The following is an 18,909-nucleotide window of genomic DNA, read 5'->3' as shown; positions in this document are numbered from 1 at the left end:
TATTTTTACATTTCAAACTTTTCTGACTTTTAGGCTAACTTCGCCATGAGTCAATTCATGGATATCAGCAATCGCTTGCTGCGCCTGACGGCTATCGATTTCAATTTGCCAAGTGATGTTCTCTGCAAATTGTTTTTCGATATTAAGCACCTGATACTGATTTTTTAATAACTGCTCGATTGCACCTTGTACGCTGTAATCACTTTGGCCAACCAGCTCAACACTCGGTACCTTGGTAATGGTTTTAAGCTCGCGCATGGCATTATTTAAACTACCGCCGTAAGCGCGAACTAGCCCACCTGTACCAAGCTTGATGCCCCCGAAATAACGGGTTACCACCGCTGTAATTTCACCAATACCAGAACCTGTTAATACATTAAGCATTGGCTTACCAGCCGTGCCATTAGGCTCGCCATCATCAGAAAAACCATACACATGACTGCCACCGGGGTTACCCGCAACATGTGCCCAGCAATTATGACGAGCATCGCTGTATTTATCTTGAATTTCTTTAATAAAGGCTTTTGCTGACGCAAGATCAGGAGTGTGGGCAATATGCACAATAAAGGTGCTTTTTTTGATTTCTTCTTGGTAAAAAACCGGCTCAGCCGGATATTGGTATTCAGACATAATTGCTTATCTAAAAAAATGGGGCCTATTGGCCCCGATATTCACGAACCTTTATCGTTAATCTAAGTGTAGATCACGCGTCATGTTTTCTAGGCTATCTTCATGAACGATAATATTATCTTCAATACGGATACCGCCAAATGGCTTAAGCGCTTCAACTTTTTCCCAGTTAATAAACTGTTTGTTGTCAGTTTGCGCAAGGTCACCTAATAACGAGTCGATAAAGTATAAACCAGGTTCAATAGTAAATACTTGGTTCTTTTCGATTAAGCGAGTGCAACGTAGGAAAGGATGACCTTCCGGTGGTGCTTGGTGCGCACCTGTATCATCAGCCATAAAGCCACCCATATCGTGAACTTGTAAACCAAGGTGGTGACCAAGACCATGCGGGAAGAACGTCGACGTAATACCACGTTCCACAATTTCAGCGGCTGGTAATTTCACAATATTAAAGTCGCTTAGTACTTGCGCTACACGCTGGTGACAATCTAAATGCAATTCACCGTATAACAGGCCTGGCTTTAATGCTTTACCTAAAGCGATTTGATGCTCAGTCATTACTTTAATTAAGTCGCTAAATTCACCTGACTTTTTAAAGTCATAAGTACGTGTGATATCAGCAGCATAACCATTAAAGTTTGCACCAGCGTCAATAAGGAAAGAATGATGCGTTTGCGGCGCTTTAGGTTCAAAATGCGTGTAATGTAAAATTGCACAGTTCTCATTTAGTGCAACGATATTACCGTAAGGCATTTCGTTTTCACTCTGGCGGGTAGCCATGAGGTAAGCTTGCTGAATATCAAACTCTGAACCACCAGCAAAAAACGTATCACGTGCTGCTTTATGGCCATCTACCGCGATACGGTTAGCTTGTCGTAAACACTCAAGCTCGTATTGTGTTTTATAAGCACGATGAAAATGCAAGTAGTTCATCACTGGCTCTGGATTCATAATGCTAAAGCCCAGTGCTTGCGCTACTTCTAAATATTCACCGATATAAGCATATTTAGCTTTATCATAAGGAAGCAGTTTTTCTACCTGATCTGGCTGTACTAATAATTCAATATCAAAATACTCAGCCCAAAAATCACGTGGTTCGTCAGGCACTTTATGCCAAAAGTCGACAGGACGATAAAAAATCAGTTTCGGCTTAGATGCACCATCAACCACAATCCAGCAATGTGGGTTGTCGATCACTGGTAACCAAGCTTTAAATTGCGGATTCACCTTAAACGGATAATACATGTCATCTAAAAACTGACGTTTAGCCTGACCTGAGTGAATTACTAACCCTTCTAAACCTTCACGCTCTGTAATTGTACGAGTGCGTTGTTGCAAGGTTGCAATATGTTCGGCGTATAGCACCGCTAATTTATCCATAGTAAACCCATCTTTAGTAAATTTAACTTGTTAGAAGTCTATCATAGCCAGCACTATCCCCCAACTGAGGGAGGATAGTGTGGCAAATCGAGTTTAACCACCCATCGACATATCAAGGATTGGCGCTAGAACATTGCCATCGCGTCCTAATCGAGTGTGATAAACCTGCCTGTAAGCAAACACGTTCTTAACGTAGTTTCGTGTCTCTGTATAAGGAATTAACTCAATCCACAGCTCTGCTGGCATAGCTTGTTCAGGGATCCAGCGTTTAATACGATGGTAGCCCGCATTATAAGAAGCCGTTGCTAGGATTTCGTTGCCATGATTTTTCTTTTTCAAATACTGCAAATACTCACTACCAAGACGAATATTAGTACGAGGCTGATATAACTGTTTTCGTGATACCGAGCTCTTATTCATATATTTAGCAGTGCTTGGCAACAACTGCATTAAACCATGGGCATTTGCATGAGAACGCGCATCCGGTGCAAAAGAGCTTTCACGGCGTGAAATTGCAATGCTCCAAGCGACATCAATATGGCTACGACTACTATAAGTGGCAAACACATTCTTAAATGCAAATGGGAAACGTAAGTCGACATAGTCCCACTCTTTTATTTGCGCTAAGGTGTAAATGGTACTGTCATACCAATCAAGTTCAGCAGCAAGCAAAGACGCGGCGAGCTTTTCTTCTTTGGTTGATGTATCCGTTAAATAATTCCATTCACGACGCGCAGAAGTAAAACGCTCAAGCTCATACAAAGCGCGAGCGCGCTTAAAGCCAGGGGCATTGGCCACCTCAAGCTTTAACTTGTTACTTATATTAATTTCTTTATTATTTAAGCTAACCGGAACACCTAAGCGTGCAGACGCTAAAAAGCCGTAATAGTCACGCTCTTTAGCCACTGTTTGCCAAATCTCACGAGCACGTTCGACTTCACCACGTTGATTTAAGCTATACGCCAGCCAATATTGCTGACCAAGGCTCAAGTTTTCTTTACCTGTGAAAAACGCCACTATGCCAGACCAATCTTGCCTCTCTAGCATATTACCAAGTTGCCATTGCATTAACTTTTGAGTTTGGCGTTCTTTAGGCACCTTATTTAACCAAAAGCGTGCTTGTTGATGACCGCTTGAGGCAAGCGATAACGCAAAGCTGTAGTAAACGTCTGCTTTTTGCTCGTCAGTGTAATTAAACATGGTTTCGAGTTTTTCCCATGCACGTAATGCAAGGTCTTTATCTCGCCATACTAAGCGCTTCACACCATAAATCGCGATTTGCCCTTCTTTAGCAGACTTTTTCTTATAACGATAAAGACCCGCCGAAGCACTTGGGTCTTTGCGTACCTTTAAATATAAATCAGCTAAATATTGATCAGCACGAGGCAATAATGTTTTTAAATATGGAATTAAACTCGATGAGCCTCCTTCGGCAGCTAAGCTAATACGCTGCCAAACTCGCTCTTCGGTCTGATAGCCTTTTTTCTTCCAAAGTGAGAACAACTCATCACATTCTTTTGGCTGAGATTTTCCTACCACCCATAAATCTGTTACTTGGTTCATGATGGCTTTTTCAGGGGCACCTAAGTCCAATTGAAAACTTAAATAAGGACAAGTTAATTCGTTATTGCTTGTTTCGCGGTAGTTACGAATATAAGCCGCTTTTTTATTATACTTTTTTAAATAATTAAGCCATGCCTTACGCACAGGCCACTCTAATGGCGTGTTTTGGTAAACATTGAGGTAGTCCTCGATTTCGGTCTGGTGTTTAAGGCTTGGGTTTCGTTGCCAATAAGCCTTTTCGACATAAGGTTTCAATGGGTGATCAAGCCCATTTGCCGCCTCTTTCATGTCTTGATAATCACCGTAACGCGCCTTTTTTTCTGCTTTTAAAAAAGCGTCATGTTTATCGTTGGCTTCAGCTGCAAAAAAAGGAAAAAGTAATGCGGCAGCTGTCCAACCAAAGAGTTGTTTTTTCATGATGACCTTTAACAAAAATTAAAGAATTAATAACAAAAAACTTCTGCTACACCTTAGCACCAAACCAGCTATATTTTAACCAATCGCGATAAAGCGTAGTAAATTTTTCGTTGCATTTTCATTTTAAAGCAAGCACACTGATTGAAATGCAAACTCATCGTACCAGTCTTAGTTAATAAACTAGGGAGAATAATAATGTTATATAAAAGCGATTCATTTGAAGTTGCTTTCATCAAGGACAACATCGCCGAGTTTAAGTTCTGTGCAGACGGCTCAGTAAATAAACTTTCGCAGCAAACCTTGCAAGATTGCGCTTTAGCATTAAAAGAATTGGCAACAAACTCAGATATCAAAGGCATGGTGTTCACCAGCGATAAAGATCATTTCATTATCGGTGCCGACATTTTCGAATTTTTACCTACCTTCACTAAGCCTCAAGAAGAACTTGTTGCATGGATCAAAAATGCAACTGACGTTTTTGATGCAATTGAAGATTTACCTTTCCCAACGCTAAGTGCTGTAAACGGCATGGCGCTTGGTGGTGGATGTGAGTGGGCACTTGCTACCGATTACCGCGTTGCTAGCTCTAACGCTAAAATTGGCCTACCTGAAGTTAAACTAGGTATTATGCCTGGTTTTGGTGGTACAGTTCGCCTTCCACGCCTTATTGGCGCTGATAATGCGATGACATGGATCACTACAGGTAAAGAAAACCGCGCCGCTGATGCCCTAAAGGTAGGTGCATTTGACGCAGTAGTTAGTGCTGACAAACTTTTAGAGTCAAGTATTTCAACACTTGAGCAAGCAATTGCTGGCAAGCTAGATTGGCAAGCAAAACGACAAGTAAAATTACAGCCACTGAAAATGAACCGTGTTGAGCAAGGTATGAGCTTTGCGATGGCGGAAGGCATGGTAATGGGTCAGACAAAAGGTCACTACCCAGCACCTGTTATGGCTGTAAAAACAATCAAAGCTGCGGCAAACTGTGAACGCGCTGAAGCAATGGCGATTGAAAACGCTAACTTTGCTAAATTAGCAGCAACAAGCGAAGCTGCTGCGCAAACAGGTATTTTCTTAGCTGACCAATACATTAAAGGTAAAGCGAAGAAGCAAGCTAAACACAGTGAGCTTGAGATCAAACAAGCTGCTGTATTAGGTGCTGGTATTATGGGCGGTGGTATTGCATACCAGTCTGCTTATAAAGGCACACCTATTATCATGAAAGACATCAACCAAGATGCACTTGATTTAGGTATGGGTGAAGCATCTAAGCTACTTGGCAAAAAAGTACAACGTGGCCATATGGCGATGGATAAGATGGTTGCTACCTTAGGCAAGATCAAGCCAACGCTAAACGATGCAGACTTACAAAGCGCAGACATCGTTGTTGAAGCTGTGGTTGAAAACCCTAAAGTGAAGCAAGCTGTTCTTGCGGGCCTTGAAAAAGACTTACCAGCGGGCACTATCCTAACTTCAAATACCTCAACAATTCGTATTGACGAGTTAGCATCGGCACTTGAAAAACCAGAAAACTTCTGTGGTATGCACTTCTTTAACCCAGTGCCAAAAATGCCATTAGTAGAAATCATTCGTGGTGAAAAAACATCAGAAGCAACAATTAATGCCGTTGTTGATTACGCATTAAAACTTGGTAAATCACCAATCGTTGTAAACGACTGCCCTGGTTTCTTTGTAAACCGCGTACTATTCCCTTACTTTGCAGGTTTCAGCAAACTTGTTGTTGAAGGTGCTGACTTCACTAAAGTTGATAAAGTGATGGAAAATGTATTTGGTTGGCCAATGGGTCCTGCCTATCTTCTTGATGTTGTAGGTATCGATACAGCTTACCACTGTACTGGTGTAATGGCTGACGGTTTCCCTGAGCGTATGGCTCGCCAAGATAAAGACCCTGTTACTGTATTTGCAAACGAAAAGCGCTTTGGTCAGAAAAATGGTGCTGGTTTCTACCAATACGCGCCAGACCGTCGTGGTCGCCTGAAAAAAGCAAAAGATGCTACAGCAACTGAGTTACTAAGTGCTATCACTGATGCACCTAAAGATTTCGATAAACAAGAAATCATTGACCGTTGTATGATCCCGATGATCAACGAAGTACTACTTTGTTTACAAGAAGGTATCGTAGCGTCACCACAAGAAGCTGACATGGCGCTAATTTACGGCATTGGTTTCCCTCCATTTAGAGGCGGTGCATTCCGTTACTTAGATCAAACTGGTTTAGCGAACTTTGTTGCAACAGCAGACAAATACGCTCACTTAGGTGCGATTTACCAAGTATCAGATGAAACTCGCAAGTGGGCCGAAGAAGGCCGTGTATTCTATAAGGTGGAAGGATAAGAAACATGAATAATCCAGTAATCGTAGATTGTATCCGCACACCAATGGGTCGTTCAAAGAACGGCGTATTCAAAAACAAGCGTGCGGAAGATTTAAGTGCTCACTTAATGAAAGGTTTGTTAGACCGTAACCCAGCCGTTGATCCAGCATCAATTGATGATATTTACTGGGGCTGTGTACAACAAACTTTAGAGCAAGGTTTTAACATTGCTCGTAACGCAGCACTACTAGCCGGTATCCCTCACTCAGTACCAGCTGTCACAGTTAACCGTTTATGTGGTTCATCAATGCAAGCATTACACGATGCAGCACGCGCTATTATGACTGGCGCTGGTGATACCTACATCATTGGTGGTGTTGAGCACATGGGTCACGTACCTATGACTCACGGTAATGATTTTCACCCAGGTTTATCAACGTCTGTAGCACAAGCTGCTGGCGTAATGGGTTTAACTGCAGAATACCTTGCTACGCTACACGGCATTAGCCGCGAGCAACAAGACGAATTTGCTTACCGTTCACACCAACGTGCACACGCGGCAACTGTTGAAGGTCGTTTCCGTCGTGAAATCCTGCCAATGGAAGGTCACGATGCAGATGGTTCTTTAATCTTAGTTGAAGACGATGAAGTAATCCGTCCTGAGACAACTGTTGAAGGTTTATCGCAACTTCGCCCTGTATTCAATCCAGCATCAGGTAGCGTAACCGCAGGTACTTCTTCTGCACTTTCTGACGGCGCATCAGCAATGCTTGTAATGAGCGAAGAGAAAGCAAAAGAACTTGGTTTACCAATTCGTGCACGTATTAAATCAATGGCTGTTGCAGGTTGCGATCCATCAATCATGGGTTACGGCCCTGTTCCTGCATCGCAAAAAGCACTTCAACAAGCAGGTATCACTATTGACGATATCGATGTTGCAGAGCTTAACGAAGCCTTCGCAGCACAATCTCTACCAGTATTAAAAGACCTAGGTCTGATGGATGTGGTAGATGAAAAAGTTAACCTAAATGGTGGTGCAATTGCACTTGGTCACCCGCTTGGTTGTTCTGGTTCACGTATTAGCACAACGCTTGTTCACCTAATGGAAGACAAGAACGCTAAATACGGCCTAGCAACTATGTGTATTGGTTTAGGCCAAGGTATTGCAACTGTATTTGAGCGCGTAGAATAACGAGCTCACACCAAACATCTTGGTGATAAAAAGGTGCACTGAATTGCTCAGTGCGCCTTTTTTATTTGCTTTGCTTTCGGTTATTGAAACTGGCGACAATAGAAAGTTAAAATAGCCGCTTATTAATCGTCTCTTTCACCTAAAAGGTCAGCCATGAGTTTTGATAATCCCGATCACCAATTAGATGCACTTGGCCTTCGTTGTCCAGAACCTGTGATGATGGTGCGTGGTGCAGTACGAAAAATGAAAGATGGCGAAACATTACTTATCATCGCCGACGACCCATCAACCACCCGCGATATCCCCAGCTTTTGTACTTTTATGGATCACACACTTGTGGCTAAAGATGTAGAACAAGCACCGTATCGATACTTGGTGAAGAAAGGGTTGTAACAACGAGTTTCGAGTTTCGAGTTTCGAGTTTCGAGTTTCGAGTTTCGAGTTTCGAGTTTCGAGTTTCGAGTTTCGAGTTTCGAGTTAATCAATTAAAATTAAAAGTGAGCATTTATCAATATTAAACGCTCACTCGATCGGCTTAAAACTGACAGCTGAAAGCTTAAAGCTATTTCTTCGTTACTGTCACTTTTGGTTGATTACTATTGCGGTAATCAAAGCTCACTACATACACACCTTTTGCAGCGGGTTTAAAGCTGAAATAATTATAGATGGTATTACAATCGGCATTGGCGGCTTGGCCTAGAACCAATGATTGCCCTGCTGGGTCCATATCACTGTAACCACAGTTATAGCCTTCGCTAAAATCTGCATCCGCTACTTTGAATTCATAAACCTTACCAGGTGTTGAAAACTTAACGTCGGTTTGGAATATGCCCGGTGCAACTTGCTCTAATTGATACTGCGGCTCGGCATCCCACAAGGTGAAATCACCACGTAAATACATAGTACGGTCAAGCTCTTTACTTGGCAGAATATCGTCAATGCTTGGCATTTGCATTTGGCTAGAACAGGCTGTTAATAAGCCTGCTAATGCTAAAGTAATTACACGTTTCATTACTGTTCCTTATGCTACAAAAAAGCCAGCACTGAGCTGGCTTTTATTAATTGGCTACTGCTTACTTCTGAAGTACAGAAATATCAGCAATATCTAAAAACAGACGGCTTAGTTGGCTTAACAATGCTAAACGGTTTTGTTTAACCGCTTCGTCATCTGCCATTACCATAACGTTATCGAAGAAGTTATCAACACTCTCACGGATACCCGCAAGTTGTGACAATGCTTCTTGGTAATCGCCATTTGCATATAAAGGTGCAAGCTCAGTTGCAAACTTAGCAACGTGTGACGCTAATACTTTTTCTGCGTCATCGCTTAATAGGCTCTCATTCACATCACCTTGTGTTGTGATGTCATTTTTAGCTAAGATATTGCTTACACGTTTATTTGCTGCTGCAAGCGCTTCTGCTGCGTCTAATGTACGGAAGTGACTTACTGCTTTAACACGGCGGTCGAAATCAACTGGTTTAGTTGGGCGACGTGCTAGCACTGCTTGAATGACATCAACTTCGATACCTTCATCTTGATACCATGCGCGGAAACGACCTAACATAAACTCAAACACATCTGTTGATACGTTTAGGTTCGTTAGCTTTTCACCGAATAGTGTTTGTGACTTAGCAACAAGGTCTAAGATATCTAGCGGTAATGATTTTTCAACCATGATGCGTAATGCACCAATTGCTGCACGGCGTAGTGCAAATGGGTCTTTGTCACCTTTTGGCGCTTGGCCAATACCAAAAATACCCACCAGCGTATCAAACTTATCAGCAATTGCGACCGCACAGCTGATCACATTTGTTGGTAAGTTATCGCCCGCGAAGCGAGGCATATATTGTTCATTTTGCGCTAGTGCAACTTCTTCAGCTTCACCGTCGTGACGAGCGTAATGCATACCCATTACACCTTGTACGTCGGTAAACTCCATAACCATTTCGGTCATTAAGTCTGTTTTACTTAATAAACCTGCTCGCTTAGCCAGCTCGGCATCGGCACCTAATTGCTCAGCAATGTAACCGGCAAGTTCACTAATACGCTCAGATTTATCTTTCAGCGTACCAAGTTGCTTTTGGAATAAAACGGTATCTAGCGATTCTAAACGGCTCTCTAGCGTTTTCTTCTTATCGGTTTCGTAGAAGAACTGTGCATCAGCTAAACGAGGACGAACAACTTTTTCGTTACCGGCAATTACCACGCTTGGATCTTTACTTTCAATATTAGAAACAAATAGGAACTTGTTAAGTAAGTTGCCATCTTGGTCTAATAACGGGAAGTACTTTTGGTCGTCCTTCATGGTATAGATAAGCGCTTCTGAAGGAACATCTAAGAATGCTTCTTCGAATGTTGCTGTCAACGTTACTGGCCATTCAACCAAGGATGTTACTTCTTCAAGTAAGTCTTCATCCATCGCTACTTTTGCATTTACAGCGCTAGCTGCTGCTTCAATTTGTTCGCGAATTTGTGCTTTACGCGCTTCGAAGTCAGCGACAACGTAAGCAGATTTCAGCACATCAAACACATCATCAGCGTGGTTGATTGTTACTTTTTCTGGATGATGGAAACGGTGGCCTTGTAATTGGTTGCCAACTTGCTTACCAAGTATTTCGCCTTCGATCAGCGTGCTACCAAATAAAATAGTCGCTGTGTGCACTGGGCGAATAAATTGTGTTTTATTTGCCCCCCAACGCATTGGTTTAGGGATAGGTAATTTAGCAAGTGCTTTGTTTACTGCATCACTCATAAGCGATGTAGTTGCTTGACCTTCAACCTGTGCTTTATGTAATAACCAAGCGCCTTTATCTGTTTCTAGTGTTTGTGCATCGCTTACATCGATACCACAACCACGCGCCCAACCCATTGCTGCTTTAGTTGGATTACCATCGGCATCAAAAGCGGCTGCAACTGCAGGACCACGCTTTTCTACAACCTTGTCACTTTGTTTTGCTTCAAGTGCAGTAACACGTAAGCCTAAACGACGTGGTGATGCGTACCAGTTAACGCCTTGATGATTTAATTCTAAGCTTGCAAGCTCAGCTGCTAAGTTCTCAGCAAACGACTCAGCAAGTTTACGAAGTGCTTTCGGTGGCAACTCTTCAGTGCCAATTTCTACTAATAAATTTTCTGCTGACATGCTAATTCTTAATCCTTACAAAGCGGGAAACCAAGAGCTTCACGGGCATCATAGTAACTTTGCGCACATGCTTTAGATAAAGCACGAACACGTAAGATATAACGTTGACGTTCTGTTACTGAGATAGCGTGACGAGCGTCTAATAAGTTAAACGCATGTGATGCTTTCATTACTTGCTCATAAGCTGGTAATGGTAAGCCTGCTTCAATTAGCTTTTCGCTTTCTTTTTCACAGTGATCGAACTGTGCAAATAAGAACTCAACATCCGCTTGTTCGAAGTTATAAGCTGACTGCTCTACTTCATTTTGATGGAATACATCACCATATGTCACACGACCCATAGGACCGTCTGCCCATACTAGGTCATAGATACTATCTACGCCCTGAATATACATTGCTAAACGCTCAAGACCATAAGTGATTTCACCGGTTACTGGTGAGCACTCTAAGCCACCTACTTGCTGGAAGTAAGTAAACTGTGTTACTTCCATGCCGTTTAACCAGATTTCCCAACCTAGACCCCAAGCACCTAATGTAGGCGACTCCCAGTTGTCTTCTACGAAGCGAACTTCATCAGTTAGTGTATCAATACCAACAGCAGCTAAAGAGCCTAAATAAAGCTCCTGGATGTTTTCTGGTGATGGTTTTAATACTACTTGGAATTGGTAGTAATGCTGTAAACGGTTCGGGTTTTCACCATAACGACCATCAGTTGGACGGCGGCATGGTTGAACATACGCGCTCGACATTGGCTCTGGGCCAATCGACTTTAAGAAAGTTAACGGATGAAATGTCCCTGCTCCCACTTCCATATCGAGTGGTTGAGCAATCACACAGCCTTGCTGTGCCCAATAGTCCTGTAAAGCCAGGATCAAACCTTGAAAGGTTTTAACGTCATATTTTTGCATATTTGGCTTATAGTATCTGGTGCGTTTAGTCTGAAAATTGCTCTCAGTATACCTTGTGTGCAGTAAGGTTTTAAGCAGTTTGTGCTTTTTCAGCAATAAAAAAAGGAGCCTGTTGGCTCCTTTTTAATTCTTAATTTAGCGTTATACGTCTAAGTTAACTACGCGTAGTGCATTCGTTTCGATGAAGTCACGACGCGGCTCAACTTGGTCACCCATTAGAGTCGCAAACAATTGGTCTGCCGCTACTGCATCTTCAATTGTTACTTTCAACATACGACGAGCATCTGGGTCCATAGTGGTTTCCCAAAGCTGATCAGGGTTCATCTCACCGAGTCCTTTATAGCGTTGGATATAAAGGCCGCGTTTCGATTCATTGATTAACCACTCTAATGCATCCACAAAGTTATCAACAGCAAGAGTTTTCTCACCGCGTTGAACATATGCCCCTTCTTCAAGTAAGTTAGCAATGTTTACGCCTGTCGCTGCAATGCGTTTATAGTCACGCGATGTGATGAAGTCATGGTTTAGTACATGAGCTTTATCCACACCATGTTGACGAATATTCACAACAGGATAATACATGTTGCGCTCAGTATCGTGCTCAGTGCCCGCATGGAAGATAGTTGCATCTTCATCACGTGCAATTAAGTCGTCAACTAGCGTGTTAGTCCACTCTTTAACTTTTGCTTCATCTGCTAAATCAGCTTCGGTAATTTCGCTTTGATAGATTAAACGTTCCATAACCGAGTTTGGATATTTACGTTTTAAGCGTTCAATCACTTTAACTGTATTTTGATAGTCGTGAACGATTCTTTCTAGTTCTTCACCTTCAAGTGCAGATGCACCTTCGCTTGTATAAAGTGCAGCATTGTTTAATGCTAATGATGTTAAATAATCAACAAGCGCTGGGTCATCTTTAATGTAGCGTTCTTGCTTACCTTTTTTCACTTTATAAAGTGGTGGTTGCGCAATATAGATAAAGCCTTTTTCTACAATCTCTGGCATTTGACGGTAGAAGAAAGTCAGTAGTAAGGTACGAATGTGAGAACCATCCACGTCCGCATCGGTCATGATAATGATACGATGATAACGTAGCTTTTCTGGGTCATATTCATCACGACCAATACCACAGCCTAATGCAGTGATTAGAGTTGCTACTTCTTGAGAAGAAAGCATCTTATCAAAGCGCGCTTTTTCAACGTTAAGAATCTTACCTTTAAGTGGCAAAATTGCTTGGTTTTTACGGTTACGACCCTGCTTAGCTGAACCACCTGCAGAGTCACCCTCCACTATGTATAGTTCAGAAAGTGCTGGATCTTTTTCTTGGCAGTCTGCCAATTTACCTGGCAAACCAGCTAAATCCATTGCACCTTTACGGCGTGTCATTTCACGTGCTTTACGTGCTGCTTCACGAGCTCGTGCTGCATCAATAATTTTGCCAACAACTGTTTTAGCATCAACAGGGTTCTCTAATAAGAACTCTGTTAGTTTTTCTGCCATTGCTTGTTCTACAGCAGACTTAACTTCACTTGATACTAGTTTGTCTTTCGTTTGTGATGAGAACTTAGGATCAGGTACTTTAACACTTACAACCGCAGTTAAGCCTTCACGAGCATCATCACCCGTCGCATTGCTTGTTGTTTTCGCTTTTTTATTAAAGCCTTCTTTTTCCATGTAGTTATTTAGCGTACGTGTTAATGCAGCTCTAAAGCCAGCTAAGTGCGTACCACCATCACGTTGTGGAATGTTGTTTGTGAAACAGTAAATGCTTTCTTGGAAACCATCGTTCCACTGCATTGAAACTTCTACACTAATACCGTCTTCTTCACGCTCATGGGTAAAGTGGAAAACACTTTTATGTACAGGTGTTTTGTTACGGTTTAGATATTCTACGAATGCTTGGATACCACCGTCATATTTGAAGTGGTCATTTTTAGATTCTTCACGCTCATCAGTAAGAATGATACTTACACCAGAGTTTAAGAACGAAAGCTCACGCAAACGTTTTGCTAAGATATCGTAGTGGAAGTTAAGGTCACTGAATGTTTCACCACTTGGCCAGAAACGTAATTCAGTACCCGTGTCTGTTGCGTCACCAATTATAGCTAATGGCGCATCTGGTACACCCATAGTATATGCTTGTTGGTGAATTTTGCCTTCACGACGAATAGTCAGTTGTAGCTTTTCAGATAGTGCATTTACTACTGAAACACCTACACCGTGTAAGCCACCTGATACTTTATATGAGTTATCATCGAACTTACCACCAGCATGAAGTACCGTCATGATAACTTCAGCCGCAGAAACACCTTCTTCTTCGTGAATAGATGTAGGAATACCACGACCGTTATCTCTTACAGAGACTGAACCGTCTAAGTGAATCGTTACAAAAATATCATCACAATGACCAGCTAAGGCTTCATCGATAGAGTTATCAACAACCTCAAACACCATGTGGTGTAGGCCTGTACCGTCATCGGTGTCCCCTATATACATTCCTGGACGCTTTCTTACTGCGTCTAATCCTTTAAGTACTTTAATACTCGACGAATCGTAATTCTCAGACATGGTTAATCCCACTTATCTTGTTATTAGGTTGCCATGTTTCACGTGGAACATTTTTAGTTCTCGTTGCATGGGTTCCACCACAGCAGAAATACTTTCAGATAAAATTGATGAGATAAAAAGTTGCGAATCGCAATGAGTCAAAAGTTGACCCACTTTTTCTTTTGTATCTTCACCCAGTTCTGAAGGTAAGTCATCTATTAGCAATATAGATTGCTTATCAGTTTCTGACTCAATTAAGCTATTTTGCGTTACTTTTAACGCATAAAGCAAGAGCTTCAATTGACCGCGAGAAAACGTATTTTCTACACTGTTACCAGAAACACTAAAACTAAAATCAGCTTTATGCGGACCTTTACTTGTGAAACCTTGTTTAGCATCACGTTCAAAGCTTTGCTCAAGCGCCTCTGAGAGCGTTTCACTCTCTTTCCAGCCCGCATGAAAGTTAATTTCTAAATCGCTTACAAGCGTTAATTCTGCACACATTTTATCAAAAAACTGCTGCTTAAACCTACTTATATACGCGATTCTTAGATTATTTATTTGTTCAGCTAGTCTAACAAATTCTTTATCCCAAAACTTGATCTGTTCGAAATAATCTCGAGGTTTACTTTTTAATAAAGCATTACGTTGCTTTAGTACTTTATTAAAAGATTGCCACAAGTAAAAAAAGTCATGTTCCACGTGGAACAATCCTAAATCGAGAAATTTTCTACGCTCTTTTGGGCCACCAAAAAACAACGAATAGCTTTCTGGAGTAATAACTTGCACCGGCACTAGTTGAGCTAATTCAGAGATTTTACGGCTCGTTTTTCCCTGAATCTTTAAAGACGTTTCACCCGCTTGGTTTTTGCTTATACCAATCGGAATAGACAAATCATGCAGCGCTTTGCGCCCATGAATCACAAATTTGTCTTGTTGATGCTGAATGATATTTTTATGTTTGGCGGTACGAAATGATTTACCGTGAGAAAGGAAATATATCGCCTCAAGGAGGCTGGTTTTTCCGCTGCCATTTTCGCCATAGATAATGTTTATGCCATTAACCGGCTCAATTGTCAGCGCCTCAATATTCCGAAAATTATTGAGGCTTAAATGACTTAAACTCATATAAGCTTATAGGCGCATCGGCATTACAACGTACATAGCTTCTTCGTCACCTGCACCTTCAATTAGCGCACTGCTATTAGAGTCTGCAAGCGTAAAGGTTACATCTTCTGTTTTTAATGTATTAAGTACATCAAGCACATAAGAAACGTTAAAGCCAATTTCAAGTTCGCCGCCCTGGTACATTACCTCAACAACCTCTTCAGCTTGTTCTTGCTCAGGGTTGTTAGCAGTAATTTTTAATAAACCTTCAGATAGGTTTAATCGTACACCACGGAATTTTTCATTCGATAAAATAGACACACGTTGGAAAGCACTACGAAGCCATTCACGGTTAGCAGTAATCACTTTATCACCACCACGTGGCAATACACGACGATAGTCAGGGAAACGACCATCCACCAGCTTGCTGGTAAACGTAAACTCAGTATCAATAATACGAATATGGTTAGCACCAAATTGAATGGTTACTAGCTCATCATCAGCCACCATTAGGCGCATAATTTCTTGTACACCTTTACGTGGAATAATTAACTGACGTTGTGTATTTAAAGACTGTGGTAATTGCTTTTGTGCAATCGCCAAACGGTGACCATCTGTAGCCACTGTTTTAATATCTGCGTTATCAACTTCAAATGACATACCGTTTAAGTAATAACGTACGTCTTGATTCGCCATAGAAAAGTGCGTGCTTTCTAAAAGTTTACGCAATTCTAAACGCGTTAGTTGAAATTCAACTTCACCATCCCATTGCTCAAGATTCGGAAAATCTTCAGCGGCTAGCGTAGTTAAAGAAAAACGGCTTTTACCACTTGTTAGTAGTAACTGATGATCTTGGCTACTTAACGTAAGGTCTGAGCCATCAGGTAAACTTTTACAAATATCGAGTAACTTTTTAGCTGGTAAAGTAAGTTGCGTATCTGTGGTATCTTCACCGACATACACACTCGCCACTAACTCAATTTCAAGATCAGTACCCGTCATCGAAAGTTGTCCGTTTTCAACAACTAACAGTACGTTCGATAAAATCGGTAAAGTATGCTTACGCTCAATCGCACCAGACACTTGAACTAAAGGTTTTAAAAATTGCTCTCTTGATATTGTTATTTGCATAATAAAGTCGGCCTTAAGATGACAAGGTTCTTATTAAGTTTTGATAATCTTCTTTCACTTCGTGGCTTTCATCACGGAGTGATTTAACTTTACGACAAGCGTGTAATACAGTTGTGTGATCACGACCGCCAAAGGCGTCGCCAATCTCAGGTAAACTGTGATTTGTAAGCTCTTTTGATAATGCCATGGCCACTTGACGTGGTCTTGCTACTGAACGGCTACGACGTTTAGAGAGTAAATCTGACACACGAATACGGTAATACTCAGCAACAGTGCGTTGAATATTATCTATCGTTACCAGTTTATCTTGCAGCGCAAGTAAGTCACGTAGCGCTTCTTTTACAAAGTCGATCGAAATCGGACGACCAGTAAAGTTTGCATTAGCAATAACGCGGTTTAACGCCCCTTCTAATTCACGCACATTTGAGCGTAATTTTTTCGCGATAAAAAAGGCAACTTCGTGAGGTAAATTAATTTTACTTTGCTGCGCTTTTTTCATCAAAATAGCAACGCGCGTTTCAAGCTCTGGCGGCTCAATAGCAATGGTTAAGCCCCAACCAAAACGTGATTTAAGGCGATCTTCAACCCCTTCAATCTCTTTTGGATAGCGGTCTGAAGTTAAGATAATCTGTTGATTTCCTTCAAGTAAAGCGTTGAAGGTATGAAAGAACTCTTCTTGTGAGCGTTCTTTATTAGCGAAAAATTGAATGTCATCGATCATCAATGCATCAACACTTCGGTAATAACGTTTAAATTCTTCGATGGCATTATTTTGAAGCGCTTTAACCATGTCTTGCACAAATCGCTCTGAGTGCATATAAACAATTTTCGCATCTGGCTTATTAGCCATAATACCGTTACCAACAGCGTGTAATAAGTGAGTTTTACCTAAGCCAGTACCACCGTATATAAATACAGGGTTAAATGCTGAACCTGGGTTATCTGCAACTTGAGTCGCTGCAGCTTTTGCTAATTGGTTTGATTTACCTTCAACAAAGCTATCAAAGGTGTAATTTTCTTTAATGTTTGATTTATAGCCTGATTTTGGTGCAGGTTCGACCGCTGCTTTTTCAGGTTTTGGCTGTTGTTTTTCGGCAGTCTGTTGGGTAACAGGCGCGCTAGCTTCTGCTGCAGCCGGTGCTGATGCCACTTGGGCATTTAAAATAGGTTTACTACCAACATCAAAACGTAATTCAGGCGCTTCATCACCACAAATTTCAACGAGTAGTTCATTAATACGGTTTAAATACTTTTCTCTCACCCAATCCAAAACAAAACGGTTAGGTGCATATATAGTCAACGTATCTTCGGTACTTTCTGCTTGAAGTGGTCTTACCCACATACTGAATTGCTGTGAAGGCAATTCATCTTGCAATACATATAAACAACTTTGCCAAACCGACAGATACACAGTTAAACTCCCAGAGATTTAATTTTTATTCCCGTTCATCTTTAATGATGGAAAATCAAACATTTATTGCTAATCTTTGACCAACTTTCTTGGCCCAGACCGACTATTATGAAGGTACTTTATCCACAAGTACAAGATTGATTTTTATGAAAAATATGATCTCAGCAACATAAAAGAATAAAACACTGATTTTTAAGAAAGTTATTTTTTAAGCTCGAACAGTGATCATAACAAATTTGCAGCCAGATCGCGATCAAATTCTACGATCGAATTGGCTTTTCCCAAGCTTTTATTCACTTTTTATACAGAGGCTGTGGAAAACTTCTTATTTATGATGATCCTATATGATCAGGTAAAAGGATCCTTTATAATTACGGCCTCTGCAGCGTTTTAATGATTGACTTTTGTTGTCTTCATCTATAATATCTCGCGCTCGCAATGGCACCTGTGCCAGGATCGCGACCTGCATAGGATGTTTTAACCTTAACCGATCGGATGGAATTGTTATGAAAAGAACTTTTCAACCTAGCGTTTTAAAACGCAAACGTACACACGGTTTCCGTGCTCGTATGGCAACAGCAAATGGCCGTAAAGTATTAGCTCGTCGTCGTGCTAAAGGCCGTAAAGTTCTTTCTGCTTAATATATAAGTGGAAGACTTTAGCTTCAGCAGGGAGTTACGTCTGTTAACTCCCTCGCATTACTCTCGAATCTTTAATGAACCAGCACGCGCTGCGACTCCTTTCTTTACCCTATTAGCTAAACGCAATGACCAAACTAATCCTCGATTAGGTCTTACGGTCGCAAAAAAACGCGTTAAAAAAGCCTGTCAACGTAATCGAATTAAACGACTTGCTCGCGAAAGTTTCCGTTTAAATCAACATAAACTCGATAACATTGATATTGTGCTTATGGTTAAAAGTGGTATTGATGAACAGTCAAACGAAGAGCTGACAAAGCAACTAAATAAATTGTGGCGAAAAATTAACGAACGCTGCAAGCCTGGTGCACCTAAACCACCACCATTTAAAAAACGCCCGAATAAATCAGCTAAATCTAATAAACAAGCCTGATAGCAATAGAATTACAGGCTTAATTAAGGTATCTTTAGCTCACCTTTTAATCATGCATTTAAAATTCTACGATG

Annotated in this window: 15 protein-coding genes; 5 read left to right on the top strand and 10 right to left on the bottom strand. The window is 41.3% G+C overall.

Translation table 11 applies throughout. The features are described 5' to 3' along the window. Nucleotides 1-12: 12 nt before the first annotated feature. The 3 genes from IMPJCBKJ_RS08380 to IMPJCBKJ_RS08370 form a co-directional block, all read right to left on the bottom strand. The gene (locus IMPJCBKJ_RS08380) at nt 13-630 is read right to left on the bottom strand and encodes a YigZ family protein (RefSeq protein ID WP_166339778.1); all 618 of its coding nucleotides are present in this window, start codon (nt 628-630) and stop codon (nt 13-15) included. Between the two features lie 57 nt (nt 631-687). Next, entirely contained in the window at nt 688-2,010 is a 1,323-nt protein-coding gene (pepQ, locus tag IMPJCBKJ_RS08375; RefSeq protein WP_054554781.1) for a Xaa-Pro dipeptidase, read from the bottom strand. A gap of 93 nt (nt 2,011-2,103) precedes the next feature. Next, nucleotides 2,104-3,990 carry a transglycosylase SLT domain-containing protein gene (locus tag IMPJCBKJ_RS08370; RefSeq protein ID WP_166339776.1) on the bottom strand — a complete coding sequence of 629 codons (1,887 nt, stop codon included), beginning with the start codon at nt 3,988-3,990 and terminating at the stop codon, nt 2,104-2,106. Between the two features lie 195 nt (nt 3,991-4,185). On the opposite strand from IMPJCBKJ_RS08370, the gene fadB reads away from it, so the two are divergent. From fadB to tusA, 3 genes are all read left to right on the top strand, one after another. Beyond that, the gene (gene fadB / locus IMPJCBKJ_RS08365) at nt 4,186-6,345 is read left to right on the top strand and encodes a fatty acid oxidation complex subunit alpha FadB (RefSeq protein ID WP_166339774.1); all 2,160 of its coding nucleotides are present in this window, start codon (nt 4,186-4,188) and stop codon (nt 6,343-6,345) included. Nucleotides 6,346-6,350: 5 nt separating this feature from the next. Then, a complete protein-coding gene (fadA, locus tag IMPJCBKJ_RS08360) occupies nt 6,351-7,517 on the top strand; it encodes an acetyl-CoA C-acyltransferase FadA (protein WP_054554784.1) in 1,167 nt (388 codons plus the stop codon). 153 nt (nt 7,518-7,670) lie between these two features. Continuing rightward, on the top strand, nt 7,671-7,910 hold the full coding sequence (gene tusA, locus IMPJCBKJ_RS08355) for a sulfurtransferase TusA (RefSeq protein WP_054554785.1): 240 nt from the start codon (nt 7,671-7,673) through the stop codon (nt 7,908-7,910). A 169-nt stretch (nt 7,911-8,079) separates the two neighbouring features. Here tusA and IMPJCBKJ_RS08350 read toward each other — a convergent pair whose 3' ends face one another. The 7 genes from IMPJCBKJ_RS08350 to dnaA all read right to left on the bottom strand — a co-directional run bounded on the left by IMPJCBKJ_RS08350 (nt 8,080) and on the right by dnaA (nt 17,764). Then, nucleotides 8,080-8,529, bottom strand: coding sequence for a hypothetical protein (locus IMPJCBKJ_RS08350; RefSeq protein ID WP_054563764.1), 450 nt, complete (start codon nt 8,527-8,529; stop codon nt 8,080-8,082). 61 nt (nt 8,530-8,590) lie between these two features. Continuing rightward, nucleotides 8,591-10,660, bottom strand: coding sequence for a glycine--tRNA ligase subunit beta (glyS, locus tag IMPJCBKJ_RS08345; RefSeq protein WP_138618662.1), 2,070 nt, complete (start codon nt 10,658-10,660; stop codon nt 8,591-8,593). A gap of 8 nt (nt 10,661-10,668) precedes the next feature. After that, on the bottom strand, nt 10,669-11,568 hold the full coding sequence (glyQ, locus tag IMPJCBKJ_RS08340) for a glycine--tRNA ligase subunit alpha (RefSeq protein WP_054554789.1): 900 nt from the start codon (nt 11,566-11,568) through the stop codon (nt 10,669-10,671). A 141-nt stretch (nt 11,569-11,709) separates the two neighbouring features. Further along, on the bottom strand, nt 11,710-14,136 hold the full coding sequence (gene gyrB, locus IMPJCBKJ_RS08335; protein WP_166339772.1) for a DNA topoisomerase (ATP-hydrolyzing) subunit B: 2,427 nt from the start codon (nt 14,134-14,136) through the stop codon (nt 11,710-11,712). 12 nt (nt 14,137-14,148) lie between these two features. Further along, on the bottom strand, nt 14,149-15,243 hold the full coding sequence (gene recF, locus IMPJCBKJ_RS08330; RefSeq protein WP_138602147.1) for a DNA replication/repair protein RecF: 1,095 nt from the start codon (nt 15,241-15,243) through the stop codon (nt 14,149-14,151). Nucleotides 15,244-15,249: 6 nt separating this feature from the next. Next, nucleotides 15,250-16,353, bottom strand: coding sequence for a DNA polymerase III subunit beta (gene dnaN, locus IMPJCBKJ_RS08325; protein WP_166339770.1), 1,104 nt, complete (start codon nt 16,351-16,353; stop codon nt 15,250-15,252). A gap of 13 nt (nt 16,354-16,366) precedes the next feature. Then, nucleotides 16,367-17,764, bottom strand: a complete 1,398-nt coding sequence (gene dnaA / locus IMPJCBKJ_RS08320) for a chromosomal replication initiator protein DnaA (protein WP_138602144.1) — start codon at nt 17,762-17,764, stop codon at nt 16,367-16,369. A gap of 506 nt (nt 17,765-18,270) precedes the next feature. On the opposite strand from dnaA, the gene rpmH reads away from it, so the two are divergent. Both rpmH and rnpA read left to right on the top strand, forming a co-directional pair. Continuing rightward, on the top strand, nt 18,271-18,405 hold the full coding sequence (gene rpmH, locus IMPJCBKJ_RS08315; RefSeq protein ID WP_008488847.1) for a 50S ribosomal protein L34: 135 nt from the start codon (nt 18,271-18,273) through the stop codon (nt 18,403-18,405). 7 nt (nt 18,406-18,412) lie between these two features. Beyond that, entirely contained in the window at nt 18,413-18,835 is a 423-nt protein-coding gene (gene rnpA / locus IMPJCBKJ_RS08310) for a ribonuclease P protein component (RefSeq protein ID WP_058583673.1), read from the top strand. Nucleotides 18,836-18,909: the final 74 nt, after the last annotated feature.

The sequence above is a fragment of the Pseudoalteromonas sp. MB47 genome, assembly GCF_011319765.1.
GTDB classification, from domain to species: domain Bacteria; phylum Pseudomonadota; class Gammaproteobacteria; order Enterobacterales; family Alteromonadaceae; genus Pseudoalteromonas; species Pseudoalteromonas simplex.
Note: the sequence above shows the minus strand (reverse complement) of the source record. Positions and strands in the feature narration are given on the sequence as shown.